Source organism: Pseudomonas sp. StFLB209 (genome assembly GCF_000829415.1).
Lineage (GTDB): Bacteria > Pseudomonadota > Gammaproteobacteria > Pseudomonadales > Pseudomonadaceae > Aquipseudomonas.
This window is the reverse complement of sequence record NZ_AP014637.1, coordinates 5260720-5282228: the sequence shown is the minus strand read 5'-3', so window position 1 is coordinate 5282228 and position 21509 is coordinate 5260720. Positions and strand designations below refer to the sequence as shown.

Sequence of the window (21509 nt, the reverse complement as noted above, 5' to 3'; positions counted from 1 at the left end):
AGCGCGGACGGCGTAGCCGTCCCTGGTTGCAGTGGGGTGTCTGCTGCTGTTCGGTGTACGCACCGCCACAGGATGATGCGCAGTAACATGGCGACACAGATGCCCTTCTGCGGCGATGTTTCGTTACAAAGACCCCATGGGCATGCAGCTTGAAAACACCGTGCCGTCCGCGCCTAATGGCGTCTTCATTGCTCATGGCTCAAGAGCAACATGCAACGACTTCAAGCCTTCAAGTACGAACTCATGCCAGACGGCCGACAGGAGCGGCAAATGCGCCGCTTTGCGGGCTCCTGTCGCTTCGTATTCAACAAGGCGCTGGCGTTGCAGAAGGAACGTCACGAGCAAGGCGAGAACAAGCTCGGCTATGCGGGCCTGTGCAAGTTGCTAACCGAATGGCGCAATAGCCCGCCAACCGCATGGCTGGCCGATGCGCCTGTTCACCCGTTGCAACAGAGCCTCAAGGATCTGGAACGGGCCTACACCAACTTCTTCGCCAGACGAGCCGACTTTCCCCGACTCAAGAAGAAGGGGCAGCGCGATAGTTTCCGCTATCCCGACCCGAAACAGATCAAGCTCGACCAGACCAACAGTCGCCTGTTTCTGCCCAAGCTGGGCTGGCTGCGCTACCGCAACAGCCGCGAGACGCTGGGTACTGTGAAGAACATCACCGTGAGCCAGTCGTGTGGCAAGTGGTTCGTGAGTATCCAGACCGAACGCCAGATCGATGAGCAGCCCACGGCACAGGGTGCGGCAGTTGGCATCGACATGGGCATTGCCCGCTTCGCCACGCTTTCGGATGGCTCGTTCTACGCACCATTGAACAGCTTCAAACGCCATGAAACCGCGCTGTGCAAAGCGCAGCAGGCGATGAGCCGCAAGGTCAGATTCAGCCGCAACTGGAAGAAAGCGAAAGCCCGCGTCCAGCGCATTCACTCGCGCATCGGCAATGCCCGCCGCGACTACCTGCACAAGTGCTCCACCACGATCAGCCAAAACCACGCGATGGTGTGTATCGAGGACTTGCAGGTACGCAATATGTCCAGATCGGCGGCAGGTACGGCCGAGGCACCGGGAAGAAACGTTCGGGCCAAATCTGGCCTGAACAGGGCCATCCTCGATCAGGGCTGGTTCGAGTTCCGTCGCCAACTGGACTACAAGTTGGCGTGGTGCGGTGGCTGGCTGATTGCCGTGCCGCCGCAAAATACCAGCCGCACGTGCCCCTGTTGCGGCCATGTGTCGGCGGCCAACCGCCAGACGCAAGCGCTGTTCGGGTGCGTGGGATGTGGTTTCGAAGGCAACGCCGATGTGGTCGGCGCGATGAATGTACTAAGGGCGGGACACGCCCGGTTAGCCTGTGAAGTGAGCGCAGAGGTCATGGCGCCAGCAGCAGGAACCCACCGAAGCGACTCGGGGGCGGCTCGATGCCGCGCCTGAGCGCCGCAGGAATCTCCGGCCTTCAGGCCGGGGAGGATGTCAACGCTTCATTAGGCAAAGCAATACCGCCCACATTCTCCAATGCCAGCAGCTGCCCATTTTCAAGCTGCCAGTCGAAGAAATCCGAGAAGTCCCCGCGCACCAGCGCCCGCACGGTCTTGCCCACGAAACCATGTGCCACCAGCACCACGGTGCCGCCCGCATGGCGCTCGACCAGTCCATTCAGGCCCAGCCGTACCCGCTCGACCACCTCGGCAATGGTCTCGCCGCCATCGGGTGCTTGCTGCCATTGCCGGGTGATATTGCGCGCCCACAACTGCGGATAGCGGGTCCGGGCCTCAGCCTGGGTTAGCCCTTCGAATACGCCGACGTTACGCTCACGAAAGTGGCTATCCACATTGAGGGGCAGGCTCAGCGACTGATTGAGAATCTCGGCGGTTTGCCGTGCCCGCAACAGCGGCGAACTGACCAGCACGTCGATCTGCGCGGGTAACGCGTTGCGCAAGGTCTCGGCTTGTTGGCGGCCTTCTTCAGTCAATTCTGCATCCAGTGCGCCGAGGTAGCGCCCCTCACGGTTGGCCCACGTCTGGCCGTGGCGTACTACGTAGAGCTGCAGGCTCATGGTTACAGGCTCCTGATGATTGCCAAAAGTATTAACAGCATTTTTTATAACCAGCCTTGATGGCAGGGTGAAAGGCTTTAGCGTTCTAGCTGATTCCATCCCGGAATATAAAAAGCGGTTTCTCATCGTCGTCCCTGGGCAACCCCAGAGCCAGCAGGCCGAGCAGTGGCAGGCAACTGGCGTAACCGAAGATGGCAATCACGCCCCAGCGGTCAGCCATCACCCCCAGCCCTGCTGCACCGATGCCGCTGATGCCAAAGGTCAGGCCGAAGAACGCGCCCGCTACCAGGCCGATGCGGCCGGGCAGCAGGTCCTGAGCCATCAGCAAAATGGCGGCGAAGGCCGAGGCAATGATCACGCCGATCAGCAGCGACAGGCCAAGTACCAGCCCTGGCGTGGCCAAGGGCAGGCCCAAGGCGAAGGGGCAGGCGCCGAGTATCGACAGCACAATCACCCTGCGCCGGCCCAGACGATCCACCAGCGGCCCGCCGAGCAGGCTGCCGAGGGTGATGGCGGCCAGAAAGGCGAACAGGTACAGCTGCGCCTGGCGAATGTCCATGGCGAAGCGCTCGATGAGAAAGAAGGTATAGAAGTTGGCGATGCAGGCCAGGTAAACATATTTGGACAGCACCAGCACCACCAGCAAACTCAGCGCCTGAACCTTGCGTCTGGCTGGCAGCAACCCCAGTGGCGAGGGTGGGCTTACCGGCATCAGGCGGGCATTGCTATTGCTGCGCACCACGCTGCGCAACAGCAACCAGCCGGCCACCGCCAGGGCGGCCATCCACCAGCCTAACTGAGCAATCGGCATCAGCAGGACTGTGGCCAGCAACAGTGGTGCGGCCGCCGAGCCAAGGTTGCCGCCCAACTGGAACACCGACTGCGCAAGTCCCGGCCGGCCAGCGCAAGCGGCCCGTGCAGCGCGGGAGCCTTCGGGGTGGAAGATCGATGAGCCCAGGCCGACCAGGGCCGCCGCTAGCATGAAGCCGGTAAAGCCCTCGGCGTAGGCCAGCAGCACCATGCCCGCGCCCATGCACAACATGGCGCAGGGCAGCAGCCAGGGGCAGGGGCGGCGGTCGGTGTACCAGCCCACCAGCGGCTGGCAAAGCGAGCCGATGAGATGAAACATCAGCGTCAGCAGGCCAAGTTGCGCGTAACTCAGGCCGTACTGACTCTGCAGCACTGGATACAGCGATGGCAGCACGGCCTGGAACAGGTCGTTGATGGCATGAGCCATGGCGATGGTGATCAGCAGCGGGGAGACGCGGTTGGCGGGCTGGGTCAAGGCAGGCAGTGCTGTCATGGGCGATTGATCATCAGATGAAAAAGGCGATGAGCCTAAATGTGAGCAGCACCGTTCGCCCGCGACGGGTTTCAACACAGCAGCAACTGCCTGGCGTGTACGCGGCGTCCATTGGGCACGAGGGCTGCGCAGTAAACCCGCTTCTTGTACGGACGGCCAATGCGTTTTCATCAAGATTTTTTTGCGCTTTGCACATAACCGCTGCGCACCACGGATTAAGCCGTTTATGCCATCAGGGCATAAGCAAGGGCGCTTTAGGTATTTAGCGGCAGGCATTGCGCCGTGATTAAAAGGCGCCGTGCAGCCAGCCTGTGTGCTGGCGATTGAATCCGGAGCCGAAGATGTCTGTTGTTTTCCGCATAGCCCTGACCCTCATGTTCAGCCTTGGCCTGAGCAGTCCAGCTGCCATGGCTGAAGCCCTGCAGCTCAATGTTGCAGTGTCCGATATCGGTGCCGGCGGCAAGCCGGCCGGCGGCGCGCTGGTGGATGTGATCCATGCCCAACAACGCCTGGAAAAGGCTCTGGCGCCCAAGGGCGTGCAGGTCAAATGGCACTTCATCAAGGGCGCCGCACCACTGATCAACGAGTCGTTCGCCAACGGCCAGATCGACATGGCGTACCTCGGAGACCTGGGCAGCATCGTCGGCAAGTCCGGCGGGCTGGACACCCGCGTGGTGGCGGTTGCGGCGCGCGGCATCGCGCATCACCTAGCAGTGGCGCCGGGTTCGGACATTCATTCGCTGGGCGACTTGAAGGGCAAGCGCGTCGCGGTGTTTCGCGGCACCGCCGCCCAACTGTCGTTGATTGGCGCACTACGCACCGCCGGGCTGACCGAGCAGGACCTTAAAGTGGTGAACCTGGACTTCGCCGCCGCCAGCGCGGCCCTGGCGGCCAGGCAGATTGACGCCACCTGGGGCGGCGCCAACGTGTTGGCCCTCAAACGGCGCGGCCTGGCCGAGATACCGGTGTCGACCCGCAGCCTCGGTGGCGCCGGTGAGCTGGCCGGGCTGGTGCTGGTCTCCGGGCGCTTGCTGGAAAAACACCCCGACTGGGTGCAGAGCATCGTCCAGGTGCAGCGTGAGGCCGCCACCTGGGCCAGTACCCCGGACCATCGCGAAGCTTACCTGCAACTGCTCAGCGAGCAGGCCGATTACCCCATCGACCTGTTGCGCAGTGACCTGGAGGGTGCGCCGCCGCTTTCGCAGTTGTTGTCGCCGGAGCTGGATCCGGCCTTCGTCGCGCAACTGCGCCAGGCCATCGACAGTGCCAAAGAAGCGCGCCTGATTCGTCGCGATATCGATCTGCAGCAGTGGCTTGAGCCACGCTTTTTGAACAGCTCCGCCCAATAGTTTCGTCATTCCTGTGCCGGCGCCCCGAGCGGCCGGCTGGCCTGAACTCGTCCTCTGGAAACCGCCATGAACCTTCTACCGCAGTACAAACACCTTCCCTGGCTTAGCGCGCTGGTGCTGGCCCCGGCCTTGACCCTGGCCGAGCCGGTCACGCTGTCGACCGTACAGGTGGAGGGCGAGCGCCAGGCCGACGCTCAGCAACCGCCGGCTTCGGTGCGCAAACTCAGCGGCAAGACCCTGGAGCAGCAGGGCGTCTATCGCCTTGAAGACCTGCAACAGGTGGCCTCCGGCCTGGACGTGGCGACTGTCGACGCCTTCGACACGCGCATGACCATTCGCGGCGTCGGCGATGGCGGCGGCAGCGAGATCAACATCGGCATGCCCAGCAGTGTCGGGCTGTTTCTCGATAACGTGTACCTGAGCCGCCCCGGCATGCTCTCCAATGACCTGCTGGACATCGAAAGCGCCGAGGTGATGAGCGGCCCGCAAGGCACCCTGCGCGGCTTCAATACCACCGGCGGCGCGGTGGACATTTATACCCGCAAACCGACCTTTAGCCCCGAGGGTTCGATTCGCCAGTCCCTCGGCCAGCGTGGCTACACCCAGACCCAAGGGATGTTCTCAGGCCCGCTGAGTGAAACCCTGGCCGGGCGCATCAACGTGTCGCACACCGAGAAGGGCGGCTACATCAAGAACGAGTACAGCGGCCACCAGTTGGGCGGCAGCAACCAGGACGGCGCGCGCGGCCAGTTGCTGTGGGTGCCGAGCGATGATTTCAGCCTGCGGGTGATCGCCGACTACAACAAGGCCACCAGCTACCCGGTGCAGGTGCTCGATGCGGCGCACAGCATCAACGGCAGCGTGCCTTACATCACCCGCACCAACCTGGTCGGCGCACGGGTGGTGGGCGGCGGCTATCGGGTCAATACCGACGACGAGAACCGCGCCTACGTCAATCAGGGCGGGTTGTCGGTCGAGGCCAACTGGAAGCTTGACGGCGGCTACAACCTGCGCTCGACCACTGCTTACCGCTATTTCGGCTACCAGCCGAACAACACCGACGGCACTGACATCAAGCTGTATGCCGGCAGCGGTGCCGATGTGCGCGACCGGGTGTGGTCGCAGGAGATTCGTCTGGACTCACCCAAGGGCGAGTTCTTCGACTACACCCTGGGCGCGGTGTACTGGGGCGAAAACCTCGACACTTACGCCCACGACTACTATGGCAGCAGCGCTCAGGTCACCCAGTACTACGGCAACACCAGCAATACTGGCAAGCTGGTGCAGCGCTGGGGCCAGATCGACGACACGATGTTCTCGGTATTTGGCCAGGGCACCTGGCACCTGAGCCCCAAACTGGATGTGACCGCCGGGTTACGCGCCACCTATGAGAAAAAATCCGGCTCGTTCCGCCGGGTCAACAAGAACGACTTCGACTCTGGCGAGCTGAACCAGTACGAGGTGCTGCCCGCGGCGATGCTCAACGCCACCTACTACTTCACTCCGACCCTGCAGGGTTACGCCACGCTGGCCTACGCCGAGAAATCCCCCGGCATGAACGTGTCGTCGGGCGCGGCGGCCAGAGCCGGTTTCGACAGCCTGCTGCTGGAACCGGAAAGCACCCGTGGCGCGGAGTTGGGGTTCAAGAGCCAGTGGCTGGACCAGCGCCTGAGCATCGATGCGGCGTTGTTCTGGTCGCAGGTCGAGCAGTTCCAGACCACCGCCTATGACCTGGAAAGTCAGAGCAGCTACCTGATCAACGCCGGCACCATGCGCTCGCGCGGGCTGGAGACCAACATCACCCTTAAGCCGCTGGACGGCCTGAGCCTCAACTTCAATGGCACGCTGCTGGACAACAAGTACCTGGACTTCGCGGACGGCCGTTGCCCGGCGGAAATCACCCTGGCGCCCAATGCGCCGTCCTCGTGCAACATGAACGGCGAACGGGTATTCCGCTCGCCCAAGGTCACCTACAACCTGACCAGCCGCTACGAGTGGCAGACCTTCGCCGCCCTGCAGGCGTTCGCCCAGGCGCGCTGGTCGTACCGCAGTTGGGCCTACGGCTCGGTGGACAACTCGGCGTTCACCCGGATTCCCGGCTACGGCCTGCTCAACCTGTCTACCGGGTTGTCTGGCAAATACGCCGACGGCACCTGGAATGCCTCACTGTGGGCCAACAACCTCACCGACAAGCGCTACTACCGCAGCATGAGCGCCGGTGACTATGGCTCGGCCTTTGGTGTGCTCGGCGAGCCGCGCACCCTGGGTGTGACCGTAGGTTATGACTTCTGATGCGCGGCCCGCTGATTGACCGCCGCCGCTTCATCCAGGCCAGCGCGATACTGGCCGGCGCCGCACCGTTGCTTGCTCAGGCGCAGGCCGCCAACCCGGCGCTGGCGCCCGCGTCGGCGCCATTGGCCTGGCTGGGCGGCCTGCGCCCGGACGCCTTTGCCGGGGTGACCTGGGGCACGCCGTGGGCGCGTGGGCAAGTGCCGGCCGGTAGCCAGTTCGCCTTGCACGCTCACGGCAGTGGCTCGACCGCTGTACAGAGCTGGCCGCTGGCTTACTGGCCGGATGGCAGCCTGAAATGGACCGCCCATGCTCTGGCACCCGGCGCACCACTGGCTGAGCAGTTCGAGCTGCGCCCGGCCCGTGGCGCACCGGCCGGTAAACCACTGGCCGATGAGCAGCCGGGCAGCATCGTGATCGACACCGGCCTGTTACGTTGCGTCATCCCGCGCCAGGGCGACGTGCTGCTCGCCAACGTGCAACGCCAAGGCCAGGCCCTGCTGCGCAACGGCCATCTGCTGCTGCAAGTGCAGAGCGACCCGGACCAGCCCGGCGGCGCGCTGCGTCACTACCGCAGCCAGGTGCAGCGCGTGCTGCTGGAGCAGAACGGTCCGCTGCGCACCGTCGTCGCGCTGCACGGCACCCATCAACTACAGGGCGGCGAGGGCAGCCTGCTGCCGTTCGTGGTGCGCCTGTATGCCTACGCCAACAGTGACAGCCTGCGCATCCTGCACACCCTGGTGTTCGACGGCGATGCGCAACAGGACTTCATCAAGGGCGTGGGGCTGCGTTTCGACAGCCCTCAGCAAGCGCCGCTGCATGACCGCCACGTGCGCTTTGTCGGTGCCAACGGCGGGGTGTTCAGCGAAGCGGTGCGCGGCCTCACCGGCCTGCGCCGCGACGCCGGCGAGGCGATCTTGCGCGCCCAGGTCGAAGGCCGCAGCACCGGCCCGGTGGAGCAGTTCGCCCCGGAGGTCGGCAACCGTCTGCACTACATTCCGGCGTTCGGCAGCTACCGGCTGGTACAGGCGCACCCGGACGGCTTCCAGATCAGCAAACGCACCGCCAGCGGTCGCAGCTGGCTGCACAGCGCCAGTGGCCAGCGTGCTGCAGGAGTCGGTTACCTCGGCTCGCCGAGCGGCGGGGTGGTGTTCGGCCTGCGCAACTTCTGGCAGAGCTACCCGGCACAACTGGACATCAGTGATGCGCACACCGAGCAGGCGCAGATCACCCTCTGGCTGTGGGCGCCCCAGGCCAGCGCCATGGACCTGCGCCCGTACCACGACGGCCTAGGCCAGGACAGCTTCGTCAAACAGCGTGAAGCGCTGGAAATCACCTACGAAGACTACGAACCGGGCTTTAACACGCCACTGGGCGTGGCGCGCACCAGTGAGCTGGAACTGCAACTGGTCGCTGCCACCCCCAGCAACCGCCAATTGCAGCAGATCGCCCGGCGTATTCAGGAGCCGCCGCTACTGCTGGCCAGCCCGCAGCACCTGCACGCCGCACAGGTGTTCGGCCCCGGCTGGGCGCCGGCGGGCAAGGGCGGGGCACGCGAGCAACAGCTTGAGTCGCAACTGGGCTGGTACTTCGACTTCTACAAAAACGAAGTCGAACAGCGCAAATGGTACGGCTTCTGGGACTACGGCGATGTCATGCACACCTACGACGAGCATCGCCACGTGTGGCGCTACGACGTCGGCGGCTACGCCTGGGACAACTCGGAACTGAGCACCGATCTGTGGTTGTGGTACTACTTTTTGCGCAGCGGCCGCCACGACGTGTTCCGCATGGCCGAGGCCATGACTCGGCACACCGGTGAAGTCGATGTGCACCACCTGGGCCGCTTCGCACCACTGGGCTCGCGGCACAACGTCCAGCATTGGGGCGATAGCGCCAAGCAACTGCGCATCTCCACCGCCGCCAACCGGCGTTTTCTTTATTACCTGACCGCTGACGAGCGGGTCGGCGACCTGCTGCGCGAGCAGAACGAGGCGCTGCGCACCCTGCGCGAAGTGGTGCCCGGGCGCAAGATTGGTCAGCAGGCGGAGCCGCGCGAAGGCTACGCCAGTATCAGCTTTGGCACTGACTGGGGCGCCATCGCCGCCGCCTGGCTCACCGAGTGGGAGCGCAGCGGCGACCCGGCCATCGGCAAACGCCTGCTCACCAGCATGGAATCCATCGCCGCCCAGCCCCACGGGTTTTTTACCGGCGTGGCGAGCATGCACCTCGACAGTGGCCGCTTCGAGTCCAACACCACTGGCAAGCTCAGCGTCTCGCACCTGTCAGCCGTGTTCGGCCTGGCAGAAATCTGCAGCGAACTACTGCAACTGCTGCCCTCGGCCGGCTTCGAAAAAGCCTGGCTCGACTACTGCCGGCTCTACAACGCGGCACCGGCTGACAAGCAAAAGGCGCTCGGCCAGCCATTGGCCCACCTCAACCTGGCCCAAGGGCATGCCCGGCTGACCGCGTTCGCTGGCTGGCGGCTCAACGATAGCGGCCTGCGTGAACGGGCCTGGAAGGAGTTTTTCGCCGGCTCAGGCGGCATCCCCCAACCCAACGAGCGCCTGAACCGCGTCGAGGTGCCGGCCTACCTGTACCCGCTCGATGAACCGGACCCGGTGTCGCGGATCGACGAACAGGCTGGCACCTCCGCAGCGGCCAACCTGTCGACCAATGCCGTGGCGCAATGGGGTCTTACCGCCATGGCCCTGCTGGCCTTTAACCACGATGCCTGACCTATCTACCCGTTCAGAGGGCGTAACCATGCTTTCCCAGATCGCTCAACCGGCCGCGGCCATCGAGCAGGATGACTTCAGCGCACTGGACCCCCAGCGCTGGCGCATCGAAACCCAGGACCCAGCCGGCTCGGCGGTGTACGTCGAGCAACAACGGCTGATCATGGACACCCGCGCCGGCATGACCGTCTGGCTCGACCGGCCGCTGCGCGGTGCCTACCGCATCGAATTTCTGCGCCAGGTGCTGGTGGCCGGCCAGGCCAACGACCGCCTCAGTGACATGAACCTGTTCTGGGGCGCCCACGAACCGGACCTGCCAGACGGGCACTTGCGCCTGGCGCGACGCAACGGCGTGCTGGAAGCCTACGACAACATGGCCAGCTGGTACGTGGGCATGGGCGGCAACGGCAACAGCACCACGCGCTTTCGCTGGTACGACGGCAGCGGCGAGCGTCACTTGCTGGGCGAACACCTGCAACCCGACTACCTGCTCGAAGCCGGACGCATTTACCGCATTCGGGTTGAAGTCAGCGCCGACAAGACCGCCTATTGGGTCGATGACCGGCTGATGTTCCAGCAAGCGCTGGACGGGCGATCCACAGACGGCTACTTCGGCTTTCGCTCGGTCTGGTCACGCCAGGCCATCAGCCGCTTCAGGGTGATTGAGATTTGAAAACAATATCGCGGCCCGACATGTGGGGTGATCACGTTATATGAATTAGTTCCTAACTCTCCAGTAGCTGCCTTCAGAGACTTTTATGGTAGTTAGGTTAAATCGATGTGAGGGTCGCTTGCCTTGCAGTGTTTCATAAATATCTGCAATTATCGATGAGCTGTCTCCGTAATAGGAGTGCGCAATAAAATCTGTTTTTATGGGGCTTGCATCTATTAATTCAACCCCGTCGATCAATGTCACGGGGGTGGCGAAATCACCCGCTCTTCTGAAAGAATGAAATGTTTTTGATGCCTGGAGCGCCCGGTCATTAGAGGATGCGTACAAGGTGACGGGAGCCCCTTTTTTTACGATTGACGGAGCAATGTTATCTATAAAAGTAGCGGCATCAATATCCGGGGCTGCCAGGATCACTTCTCGTAGCTTCTCTGCCAGTTTGGGTTGCTCTGTATAGAGGCGGGTGAGCGCATGGGTCAGAGCACGGGTTCCCATGCTATGGCCGATGAGGTAGACGTTCCTGGTGTTCTCGTCATCCAATAAGTCTTTCAGAAATGTGTAAAGCGAGGGGTATGACCATTCCACCGTTGCTTCATCGGCCATGTAGGCCCCCTCTGATCCCGCTGAAGGCCAACTGAAAAAGACAGGCGCCCCCTGGAATTTCAGGTCGTACGTCATTTGCGCGGTTCTCTTGGCAGCGTCCAGAAATGGAACGTTGTAACCATGCACAAAAACCAGCGATGCTCCTGAGTCTTTGCTCAGATTTGAAACCATGGCCCTGAACTCGGACCGATTCAGTGACTGTCCGCTCACCAGCATGACGTGCTTTTCAGGCCGTTCCTTTCCCCAGAGCATGGAGGGTGCCTCAATGACACCCATCCGATGGTCTGGAGGTATGGAAATCGTGCAAGAGCCATAAGTAATCACGTTGTGTTTCGACCGTTCTGCACCAAAACTACAGGCTTGGTCTGTTGATTTTCGATTGGTTCCATAAAACACGGTAACTTGCGGGGCTTCATTATTTTTATTTTTGTACGGGTCGGGAAGGTCTTTGTCGGGTGACGTGTGAGTGGTGTGCCTGGATAAAGATATAAGGTCGTGAAGTTGTGAGAATGGATTGCTTGACCCGTAACGGATAGGGTTGAGAATTAAAGAATAAATAAGATAGGCGACCACTATCGCGATTGCTGCGAGTCCCACGAATGACTTGTTCAATCAAAAATTCCTTTTTGCTTGGGTTCTGAAGCATTTTTTTCATTTGCGCGTACAAGGGATGAAAGTAGGTATGCCGATAGTGCGCAGTTTTTATTGCAAGTTTAAATGGGTGTCGGGCAAAGCGCCACCCTGCATTTCGAGGGGTTGTGTGTAATCGCATTATTACAGGGTGCCTGTAAAACGTAGGCGAGGCAGCCGCCGCTGCGATGGCAACGCAGGTAGTTTTTAGAGGTGCTCTTCAGCTTCCAACACTTGCATCGCCCGATCCGCCTCATGGAAACACTCGATCAAGGTCTGGGCCAGAAAGGACAGCTTGTAACCGGCCCGGCTGACGATCCCGTAGTGGGTATAAAACTCCGGCAACTGCGGATCCAGCCCCTGCACATCGAGAATCTTCAAGCCCTGGCGCAGGTACGGATTGCTCTTGCTGACATTGGTGGTGCCAATGGCATCGGAATGCTGAATCACACTGATCAGGCTATAGCCGTTGTCGCACTCGATACTGGTCTGAAAATCCGGCCGCCCGCTCAATTCCACCAGCGCCTTGCGCAGGTTGGGCGGGCGCACCGAACCTGCCAGCGGATAACTGAACAACTGCTCCACCGTCACCTGTTCCAACCCCGCCAGCGGATGATCGCTGCGGCAGCAAAAGCCCCAGCGATGCGAACTGAGCAGCTCCACCCGGTAATCCGGGTCATGCTCGAAATTACGCGCATCGGCGACGAAAAACTCGCATTCCTCCGCCAGCAACCGCTGCCCCAGCGCCTGCCAGTTATCGACATGAAAACGCAGCCGCACCTTCGGCAGCCGCCGGGTAAACAACCCCAGCGCCTGCGGCATCAACCACGCCGCGGGCGCCGGGCCGCAGGCAAACGACAACTCACCGGCCTCACGCTCATTGAACTGACGCACGGCATTGAGCAGATCATGGGCATTGCCCACCATCAACCGCGCATGCTCCAGCACAATCAGGCCCTTCTTGGTCGGCTCCAGATTGCGCGTGCGATCAATCAACCGCGCCCCGAAACTCTGCTCCAGCCCCTGAATACTGCGGCTGAACGCCGACTGCGAGATATTCGACGCCTGCGCGGCCAGGCCGAAGTTACGGTATTCGACCAGAGCGATGAAATGACGCAATTGACGCAGATCCAGATGCATGGGGCAGGGCGGCTCCTGGCGGGTAACAAGAAGAGTGGGGAAGTACTGTGCCTGATGCGGGAAAATTTGAAAAAGAATCAAAAATTGGATTTTTATGCCATTTCGGATTTACTGCGGGGAGTAAATTTCGGTTATTTAAAAATAACCAATAATTCTTTTTGGAAATATACGGGGTTGGTCATCATGGCCGGGTCCGGTGGCCTGAAGGCTCTATTTGAGCCGTCGCCGTACATCTCACTTCGCGGGCTACCTGAACCAAGGCGCGTCGCAATACCCCAGCCCTGGAACAGGAATAACGCCATGGAACTGCTCGAATCGCCTTTTCAATCGATTGAAAACTCTGTCGTGTGGTTGTTGATTGTGTTTTCGATCGCTGTGCTCGGGCTGGCCGTGATGGAAAGGGCCGGGGCAGCGCGGTTGGCAAAGGAGAGTGACGAGTCGCACCGGTTATAAGCGTTGTAGCCAGTCTCAATGCTGGCCTGACCGAGCATCCCGGACGTGGCCGATAATTATCTTCGCCAGGCATTTGTACAAACGGGTCAAATGTGATTACATCCGCATATTCGTTTATCCGCATATGCAGGCTGCTCGCCGATGATTCTTGCACCACACACGTTCTTCAAATGCCTGGGGGATGAAACCCGCGCGCGGATCATGCTGATGCTTTGCGCTGAGGGTGAGCTGTGCGTGTGCGAGCTGATCTGGGCGCTGGATGACAATCAGCCGAAGGTATCCAGGCACCTGGCCCAACTTCGTGCCTGTGGCTTGCTCGCAGACCGCAGGCAGGGTCAGTGGGTTTACTACCGGCTGCACCCCGAGCTTGAACAGTGGGCGCTGGATGTTCTGAAGGTCACAACGCACGCCCACCAGCGCTGGGTCAAAGACCAGCAAGGACGGCTGGCTTCGATGCACGACAGGCCCGTACGCCAAACCTCCTGCTGCTGACCTCTTGATCTGGAACATCCCCATGTTTATCGCTGCGTCGATTTTTGTGGTTACGCTGGTGCTCGTTATCTGGCAACCAAGGGGCTTGGGCGTCGGCTGGAGCGCAGCAGCGGGTGCCTGTCTGGCATTGCTGACGGGTGTGGTCAGTTGGGAGGATGTGCCGGTTGTATGGCACATCGTCTGGAACGCCACCGCGACCTTCATTGCCGTGATCATCATCAGTCTGCTGCTTGATGAGGCAGGCTTTTTCAAATGGGCAGCGCTTCACGTCGCCCGCTGGGGGGGCGGCAGAGGCGGGCGTCTGTTTGCGCTGATGATCCTGCTCGGGGCAAGCGTCTCGGCATTGTTTGCCAACGATGGCGCCGCACTGATCCTCACCCCCATCGTTATAGCGATGCTGACGGCGCTGCGTTTTAGTCCTGCATCGACCCTCGCGTTTGTGATGGCCGCAGGCTTTATCGCCGATACCGCCAGTCTGCCCATGGTGGTGTCCAATCTGGTCAACATCGTTTCGTCCGACTTCTTTGGCGTGGGTTTCGCAGAGTACGCGTCAGTCATGTGGCCGGTGAATCTAGTGGCGGTGGCGGCGACGCTGGTGATGCTCTGGATGTTCTATCGCAAGGACATCCCCGCCCGCTACGACGTGGGTCAGCTTGAGGCACCAGAGGCGGTTATTCGTGACCGGGCGACCTTCATTGCTGGCTGGTGGGTGCTTGGCCTGCTGTTGCTCGGGCTGTTCGCCCTGGAGCCATCAGGCATCCCCATCAGCGCCGTCGCTGCAGGGTGTGCGGTAATCCTGCTGGCTATCGCTGCAAGAGGCCACATCATCTCGACAAAAAAAGTCATCAGGCACGCGCCCTGGCAGATCGTGGTGTTTTCACTGGGCATGTACCTGGTGGTCTATGGCCTGCGCAATGCAGGACTCACTGACGCCCTCACCGGGTTGCTTGATACGTTCGCCGGGCATGGACTGTGGGCGGCCACCTTGGGCACGGGCATTACCGCTGCGCTGCTGTCGTCGATCATGAACAACATGCCGAGTGTGCTCATCGGCGCTCTGTCCATCCAGGGCAGCAACGCTACGGGGCTGGTGCGTGAGGCCATGATCTACGCCAACGTCATCGGTTGCGATCTGGGTCCGAAGATCACCCCCATCGGCAGCTTGGCCACACTGCTGTGGCTTCATGTCCTGGCGCAAAAGAACATCCGTATCAGCTGGAGCTACTACTTCAAAGTTGGCAGCATCCTCACCCTCCCTATCTTGCTGGTAACGCTCGCGGCACTGGCGTTGCGGCTGAGCATCCCCTAGGAGAAAGCCATGAAAGTGTTGTTTATGTGCACGGCCAACAGTTGCCGCAGTGTTCTGTCGCAAGGGCTGTTCAACCACCTGGCTCCGAGTGGATTGACTGCGGTCAGTTCAGGCAGCTTGCCAAGCGGCCAGCTCAATCCTCGCGCCGTCAGCACGCTACAGGCGCTGGGTATCGACACCACCGGTCTTTACAGCAAAGGCTCAGAGGTTTTTTCGGATTCACCACCGGATGTGGTGATCACCGTGTGTGACCAGGCCGCAGGCGAACCATGCCCGGTCTATTTCGCAGCCGCTGTCAAAAGCCACTGGGGCCTTGCCGATCCTTCTACCGTGCAAGGATCAGACAGCGATGTTCAGGCCGCATTTGACGCGACAGTCGACCAGATCAAAAAGCGTTTAGAAGCATTCTTGCGCCTGGATCATTCGGCCCTCACAGCGGAGAAGCTCAAGCACGAGCTGGACCGCATAGGTCAGCAGTAACGGTCGCCGGAGTCTGCGATAACCCCGAACCAGACACTTCGTGGTGGCATATTGCCAAGTGGCAAAATCCTGATCGCCAGTTGACAAACCAGCAAAACATTACAGAACATTGCGCCCCTTTCATGCGAAGGATTCTCGTTATCGATGCGTTTCGCATTGGTAATCGAACGTCCACGGAACAGGAGTCAATGGATGTCCGCTTGTTTTTCTCCCCTCGCCATCAGTGTTCGTCAGGCCACCCTGGCAGCGGGCCTTTCAGGTGCGATGCTGGTGGGGGTCAATGCCTGGGCAGACCCGGTCGCCTACAGCATCCCGGCGGGTTCGCTGGCCGCTGCCATCAACCAGTTCGCCACCGTCAGCGGGGTGACGGTCAGCTTCAGCAACGAACAAACCGCCGGCCTGCGCAGTCAGGGGTTGCAGGGCAGTTACGAGCCCGAGCAAGGGTTGGCGCGCCTGCTGCAGGGCAGTGGGCTGCAGATGCAGCGCGCCGCAGACAAGCGTTACCTGTTGGCCCAACCCGCACCTGGAGCTGGGCGCGACCACTGTATCGAGCGTGCAGTTAGGGGCCACCACTGAAGGCACTGGCAGTTACACCACAGGTTCTGCCAATACCGCGACCGGGCTGCGCCTGTCGGCACGCGAGACACCGCAGTCGGTGAGTGTGGTCACCCGCCAGCAGATTGACGACCAGAACCTGACCGATGTTACTCAGGTACTGGAGCAGACGCCCGGTGTGGTCGTCGACAGCATGGGGCCGGCTGGCAGCGACGCCAACCATATCTATGTGCGCGGCTTTGAGGTCGGCAGTATTCAGGTTGACGGTTTCAACCGCCCGGATACCTTCGGATTTCGCGACGACCTTGCCGACATGGTCAGCTATGACCGGGTCGAGGTGGTGCGAGGGGCCACCGGGCTGATGTCCGGAACCGGGGACCCCGGCGCGACGGTCAACCTGATTCGCAAGAAGCCGACCTTCGAACCGCAGCGTTCGCTGACCCTCAAAGCCGGTTCCTGGGACACCTACCGCACTGAGCTGGACCTGTCCGGCAAGCTATCGGACAGCGGTCATGTGCGCGGGCGCCTGGTTGCCTCGGCCAGCGATGGCCAGAGCCATGTCGACCGCCAGTCCCTGGAAAAGCAGGTGGCTTACGGGGTGGTGGAGTGGGACCTGACTGACAGCACGATGCTGACCGTGGGGGCTGAATACCAGGAAATGGACAACGAAGGCGCCGGCAATCACGGCTTCCCGATGTACAACACTGATGGCAGTCATTTCAAGCCTTCGCGCTCGTTCAACTCGGCGTCGGACTGGAGCTACCACAAACGTCGGAGCAAGACGTTGTTCACCAGCCTGGACCATGAGCTCGGAAATGGCTGGCAGTTGAAACTCAACGCCGAGCATAGCCGCCGCAGCTATGACGATGCCTTTGCCACCGCTGCCAGCGGTACTGTCAACCCCGATGGCAGCGGCATCAGTACCTGGACTGGCCGCTGGGCAGGGGAGCCGCGCCAGACCTCGTTCGAACTGTCGGCGTCCGGCCCGTTCCAGTTGTTGTCCCGCGAGCATCAGCTCTACCTCGGAGCCAGCCACTACAAAGCCTACTACCGTAGTTACGGTTACCCGCTGTGGTCGTTTCAGACCATCGACAACATCTATACATGGGACGGTTCGCTGGCGACCCCGAGCGCGATCCATACCCGCTCTTCGCGCACGGCGCAGGACGAAACCCAGACCGGGCTGGTGGCTTCGGTGCGTTGGAGCCTGGCCGATGATCTAGCGTTGATTACCGGAGCACGGGTGATCGACTGGCAACGTGACGACCTCTCCCAACGCTTGTCGACCGGCAGTGTCACCCGCACTTCACGTGGCGAAAGCGGGGTGGTCACGCCTTATCTGGGGCTGGTCTATGACCTGTCCGAGAACTGGTCGGCCTACGCCAGTTACACCACGATCTTCAAGCCTCAAAGCAACAGGACGGTCACTGGCAGCTACCTTGATCCGGAAGAGGGCGTGAATTACGAGCTGGGTCTCAAGAGCGAGTTCTGGGACAAGCGTCTGACCGCAGGCTTGAGTGTGTTCGAGGTCCGCCAGGACAACCTCGCGGTGGCCGACGGCAGCAACCTGGCGCCGGACGGCAATCAGGCCTACCGTGCCGAGTCTGGTACCAAGACCCGTGGTTTCGAGATGGAAATGGCTGGCGAAATCCTTCCTGACTGGCAAGTGTCTGCCAGCTACACCTACGCGGTGATTGAGGACTCGGATGGCCAGCGCCTGCGCACTGAAGTGCCCAGGGATACCCTCAAGCTGTTCACCAGCTATCGCCTGCAGTCAATGCCACAACTGAAAGTGGGTGGCGGTGTGCGCTGGCAAGGGGCGGAGTACTACAAGGGCGCCGGCCCCAATGACGAAACATTCGGCCAGGATGCCTACAGCATTGTCGACGTCATGGCGCAATACGCGTTCACCGCGCAAACCAGTGTTGCGCTCAACCTCAATAATCTGTTTGACGAGAAATACTACACCGCGATTGGTTCACGTGGCTGGTATGGCACCCCGCGCAGCGCCACGGCCATACTGGTGTATGCGTTCTAGTCAAGGCGCGTGACGGCCGATGGTTCTTGCCGACAGGAACCATCGGGACTGTTCAGGCATGATTGAGCATCTCAAAGACCAGGCATCAGGCCATTATCCACTCATCGGAATCCACGCCCGTCACCACCACCTTTGCCCAAACCCACGGTCACGACCGTTCGGCAAAATTCTCTGAACCGTTTGTCCAGTCAAGGCTTCACATGGGTAACAACTGATGGAGCCGAGTCTATGGAACAGTACGTATTAGTAGTGGAAGACGAGCCGGTGTTATTGGAACTGGCCCAGGAGATTCTTGAGCTTGGAGAGATCAAGGCACTGGGTGCGCCCAATGCCGACCAAGCGTTCAAGATTCTTCAGGAGCACCCCGACATCGGGCTGGTCATCACCGACATCAAGATGCCGGGCAAGATCGACGGGTTCGAGCTGGCCTGGCTGATTTCTGAATGCTGGCCGCAGATTCCGGTGTTGGTGACATCCGGACATCGCGCCGTGCGCAATGACGAGTTGCCGGCCAATGCGCGGTTCATGCCCAAGCCGTGGCTGATCAGTGATTTTCTCGATCAGGCCAAAGAGATGCTGCTGATGGCCAAGGGGTATCCGTGGAACCGCTCGGATAAGACGCCGGGCCTGCATTCCTGATGCGCTCGGGCTATGATGCGCGCCTGTCATGGCGGGCGTGTCTGAATCTGCCCCCGTTATTCGCATCAAGCCCGGGAATCGCTCATGTCTTTGCCGCAAGAAAAACTCCAGGAGTACCTGACTTTCGCCCACCAACTGGCCAATGCCTCGGGCCTGGCGATTTTGCCGTGGTTCCGTGCGCCGCTGGCGGTGCAAGACAAGGGCGGGGCGTTGTTCGATCCGGTGACCGAGGGCGACAAGGCGGCAGAGCGGGTGATGCGCGAGCTGATCCAGGCCCGTTACCCGCACGACGGCATTCTCGGTGAAGAAGAAGAGGCGGTGGCCGGCAGCAGCGGCCTGACCTGGGTACTGGACCCGATCGACGGCACCCGTGCCTTTATTACCGGGCTGCCGCTGTGGGGCACGCTGATTGCGTTGAATGACGGCGAGCAGCCGGTGCTGGGCGTCATGAACCAGCCGTTCACCCGCGAGCGTTATGTCGGCACCCGCGACGCCGCCTGGTGCAATGGCGCGCCGCTGAAGACCCGCCGTTGCGCGAGCCTGTCGCAAGCGACGCTGATGGCGACGACGCCAGACATGTTCGATCAAGCGCAGCGTGCAGCCTTTGATCGGGTCGCCAGCCAGACCCGCCTGATGCGTTGGGGCGGTGACTGCTATGCGTACTGCATGCTGGCCAGCGGGTATGTCGATGTGATCATCGAAGCGAGCCTCAAACCTTATGACGTGCAGGCACTGATGCCGATCATCGAAGGCGCGGGTGGCGTGATGACCAGCTGGACCGGCGGCACGGCGCAGCATGGCGGCCCAGTGGTGGCTTGCGGTGATCCGGCGCTGCACGCGCAGGTGCTGGAGTTGCTGGCGGGCAAGGGCTGAATCCTGCCCTCTGATGGAGCGATGCACTGATTATGCAAAGCCTTGCCGAGCTCACGGCTGTCGTGCGCCAGGACGATTTTTTCCAGCGCCTGCTGGGCAATATCGATAATTGGGATGCCGTGCTTGACCTGCGCGACAGCGCTTCGTTCGACAGCAGTTGGGTGCAGGCCTGCACCATGGTCGATTGCCATGAACATGTTTCGCCAGAGGCGGCTGAGCAGGTCAGACAGTTGCGCGAGTACGTGTTCAAAAGCTGTTTTCGTATTACTCGTAATGCCGAGATCGCTGCCTGCGTGTCCGATGACATGGGCTTGCTGGGCGATGCGCTGGGCAAGCAGATGATGACCCCCTGGCTGCGTGACATGCTCGCAGCGTATTGCAGCGAGCGGTTTCCGTCCTGAGCGTGTTCGCGCCGGGGGGGGCGGTCCGGGTAGGAGCGGCTTCAGCCGCGAATTAGTCCTGCAATCCGGTGTTTGCTGGAATCAGCGCCCGCCTGTCCAGTTCATGGAACAAACACTGCACATTTCCTTTCGACTGCTTATGGATCATCCACCCGTCCGGGAGAGCAGCCGTGATGTCGCCCCTAGAGCTTCGCCAGATCATCGAGTCTGGCTTTCTTCCGTTGAGGTGCATCTGCACCATCGACAACAACCAGAAAATGACCGTTTCGGTCTACCAGTCGGGCAAGGGCCACCCATCGTTCATTGCCCATGAGATTGACGCCTCCAGTCTGACCACCAGTCGGGCCATCGTGGATCTGGTGTTCCAGCTCAAGCAGGAGCTGACTCAACAGCATCACGGAACCCTGGAGAGCTGGCGCAAGGAAAGCTGAGCCGGGGGTATTCACGTAACCAACCGGGCTGTCCGCTTAACTTTTTCAGGCTTTCAGGCCGTTATTAAAGTTGAAATAGACAGTTGTTGGTGAGTGGGCTTTTGCCACTGGACACTGTTCAATTGACCAAGGCGCCGCTTGTCTTGCCGTCCGTCATTATAAATATCGAAAGATGAACGATTCGCCGGTCAGCTTCGGTCGTAACTAAACACAGCGCATTGCGTGTGAGCGAATTCAGGTAGTCCATTGCGGCCAGTATTTACCTTGCAATGCTTGCCTCGCCTGGCTTTTTTGACGGCACTTTTACTGAGCCTGTGTACTTGTTTTTTTTTGCGGCTAAACCCGGTGTTGATGCACGCGCTAAACAGTGATGGGCTGTCAGGTGTTTTATTGGCAGTGGCTGAGTATTTGTAACTAAGGTGAGCCGGTGTTTATCGGTTGTATCGTATTTTTATTGGAGAATTGTCATGTCTAAAGCTACCCGTACTACGGTTCAGGATCTGTTTGTGCACGAACTTTCCGATGTTTACAGCGCAGAAAAACAGATCACCAAAGCGCTGCCACGCCTGGCACGCGCTTGCACAAACCCGTTACTGGCAGAGGCCTTTGAAACGCACCTGGAAGAAACCCGTGGCCAGATCGAACGGATCGATCAACTGGTCGAGGTCACCGGGCTCAAGCTCAAGCGCATCAAGTGCGTCGCGATGGAAGGGCTGGTTGAAGAGAGTAAAGACCTGCTCGAAGAAATCGAGAAGGGCGAAGTACTCGATGCCGCCCTGATCGGCGCGGCGCAGAAGGTCGAGCATTACGAGATCGCCAGCTACGGCACCTTGATCGCCATGGCCAGGCAACTGGGGTTCGACGAGGCGGCAAAGCTGCTTAAGGACACTCTGGTCGAGGAAAAGGGCGCCGACGAAAAGCTCACCGTGATTGCCGAACAAGGTGCTGCTCAGGCCGCCAAGATGGCCAATAAAAAGTAAGCCGAACGGATGTGCGAGCTTGCCCGCCTTGATGGCGGGCTTTTTTTCGCGGCCAATCACCCGCCGCCCATGCCGCCCCA

Annotated in this window: 17 protein-coding genes and 2 pseudogenes; 15 read left to right on the top strand and 4 right to left on the bottom strand. The window is 60.7% G+C overall.

The annotated features are described in order from the left end of the window. The first annotated feature begins 210 nt into the window (after positions 1-210). Complete coding sequence (locus PSCI_RS23545) at positions 211-1434, top strand: RNA-guided endonuclease InsQ/TnpB family protein (protein ID WP_045491682.1); 1224 nt, start codon at positions 211-213, stop codon at positions 1432-1434. Between the two features lie 22 nt (positions 1435-1456). On the opposite strand, the gene PSCI_RS23540 is transcribed toward PSCI_RS23545, so the two are convergent. After that, a complete protein-coding gene (locus tag PSCI_RS23540; RefSeq protein ID WP_231906488.1) occupies positions 1457-2056 on the bottom strand; it encodes a histidine phosphatase family protein in 600 nt (199 codons plus the stop codon). A gap of 85 nt (positions 2057-2141) precedes the next feature. After that, positions 2142-3359 carry an MFS transporter gene (locus tag PSCI_RS23535; protein ID WP_045491680.1) on the bottom strand — a complete coding sequence of 406 codons (1218 nt, stop codon included), beginning with the start codon at positions 3357-3359 and terminating at the stop codon, positions 2142-2144. A gap of 341 nt (positions 3360-3700) precedes the next feature. On the opposite strand from PSCI_RS23535, the gene PSCI_RS23530 reads away from it, so the two are divergent. From PSCI_RS23530 to PSCI_RS23515, 4 genes are all read left to right on the top strand, one after another. After that, positions 3701-4708 carry an ABC transporter substrate-binding protein gene (locus tag PSCI_RS23530; RefSeq protein WP_045491678.1) on the top strand — a complete coding sequence of 336 codons (1008 nt, stop codon included), beginning with the start codon at positions 3701-3703 and terminating at the stop codon, positions 4706-4708. 66 nt (positions 4709-4774) lie between these two features. Next, positions 4775-7000 carry a TonB-dependent receptor gene (locus PSCI_RS23525; protein WP_045491676.1) on the top strand — a complete coding sequence of 742 codons (2226 nt, stop codon included), beginning with the start codon at positions 4775-4777 and terminating at the stop codon, positions 6998-7000. After that, the gene (locus PSCI_RS23520) at positions 7000-9735 is read left to right on the top strand and encodes an exo-rhamnogalacturonan lyase family protein (protein ID WP_045491674.1); all 2736 of its coding nucleotides are present in this window, start codon (positions 7000-7002) and stop codon (positions 9733-9735) included. Before PSCI_RS23525 ends, PSCI_RS23520 begins: the two co-directional genes overlap by 1 nt. A 28-nt stretch (positions 9736-9763) precedes the next feature. Next, positions 9764-10408 (top strand): DUF6250 domain-containing protein, encoded by a 645-nt coding sequence (locus PSCI_RS23515; protein WP_052483495.1) that lies wholly within the window; start codon positions 9764-9766, stop codon positions 10406-10408. Between the two features lie 45 nt (positions 10409-10453). On the opposite strand, the gene PSCI_RS23510 is transcribed toward PSCI_RS23515, so the two are convergent. Then, entirely contained in the window at positions 10454-11620 is a 1167-nt protein-coding gene (locus PSCI_RS23510) for an alpha/beta hydrolase (protein ID WP_144403317.1), read from the bottom strand. Between the two features lie 225 nt (positions 11621-11845). After that, positions 11846-12778: a LysR family transcriptional regulator gene (locus PSCI_RS23505; RefSeq protein WP_045491667.1), complete on the bottom strand. Its 933-nt coding sequence runs from the start codon at positions 12776-12778 to the stop codon at positions 11846-11848. 300 nt (positions 12779-13078) lie between these two features. Between PSCI_RS23505 and PSCI_RS30285 the strand changes: the two are divergent. From PSCI_RS30285 to PSCI_RS23455, 10 genes and pseudogenes are all read left to right on the top strand, one after another. Further along, a pseudogene (locus tag PSCI_RS30285) lies at positions 13079-13172 on the top strand (MotA/TolQ/ExbB proton channel family protein); the annotation flags it as partial. A 200-nt stretch (positions 13173-13372) separates the two neighbouring features. Then, positions 13373-13723, top strand: coding sequence for a metalloregulator ArsR/SmtB family transcription factor (locus tag PSCI_RS23495; protein WP_045491662.1), 351 nt, complete (start codon positions 13373-13375; stop codon positions 13721-13723). Between the two features lie 22 nt (positions 13724-13745). Further along, positions 13746-15032, top strand: coding sequence for an arsenic transporter (locus tag PSCI_RS23490; RefSeq protein ID WP_045491659.1), 1287 nt, complete (start codon positions 13746-13748; stop codon positions 15030-15032). A 9-nt stretch (positions 15033-15041) separates the two neighbouring features. Beyond that, positions 15042-15512, top strand: coding sequence for an arsenate reductase ArsC (locus PSCI_RS23485; RefSeq protein ID WP_045491656.1), 471 nt, complete (start codon positions 15042-15044; stop codon positions 15510-15512). Positions 15513-15704: 192 nt separating this feature from the next. Next, positions 15705-18105: pseudogene (locus PSCI_RS23480) on the top strand (TonB-dependent siderophore receptor). 228 nt (positions 18106-18333) lie between these two features. Then, positions 18334-18744 carry a response regulator gene (locus PSCI_RS23475; protein WP_045491653.1) on the top strand — a complete coding sequence of 137 codons (411 nt, stop codon included), beginning with the start codon at positions 18334-18336 and terminating at the stop codon, positions 18742-18744. Between the two features lie 84 nt (positions 18745-18828). Next, positions 18829-19617 (top strand): histidinol-phosphatase, encoded by a 789-nt coding sequence (gene hisN / locus PSCI_RS23470; RefSeq protein ID WP_045491650.1) that lies wholly within the window; start codon positions 18829-18831, stop codon positions 19615-19617. Positions 19618-19649: 32 nt separating this feature from the next. Further along, positions 19650-20018: a hypothetical protein gene (locus PSCI_RS23465; RefSeq protein WP_052483494.1), complete on the top strand. Its 369-nt coding sequence runs from the start codon at positions 19650-19652 to the stop codon at positions 20016-20018. A 173-nt stretch (positions 20019-20191) separates the two neighbouring features. Then, positions 20192-20449 carry a DUF1652 domain-containing protein gene (locus PSCI_RS23460; protein WP_052483492.1) on the top strand — a complete coding sequence of 86 codons (258 nt, stop codon included), beginning with the start codon at positions 20192-20194 and terminating at the stop codon, positions 20447-20449. A 467-nt stretch (positions 20450-20916) separates the two neighbouring features. Beyond that, on the top strand, positions 20917-21429 hold the full coding sequence (locus PSCI_RS23455) for a YciE/YciF ferroxidase family protein (protein WP_045491644.1): 513 nt from the start codon (positions 20917-20919) through the stop codon (positions 21427-21429). Positions 21430-21509: the final 80 nt, after the last annotated feature.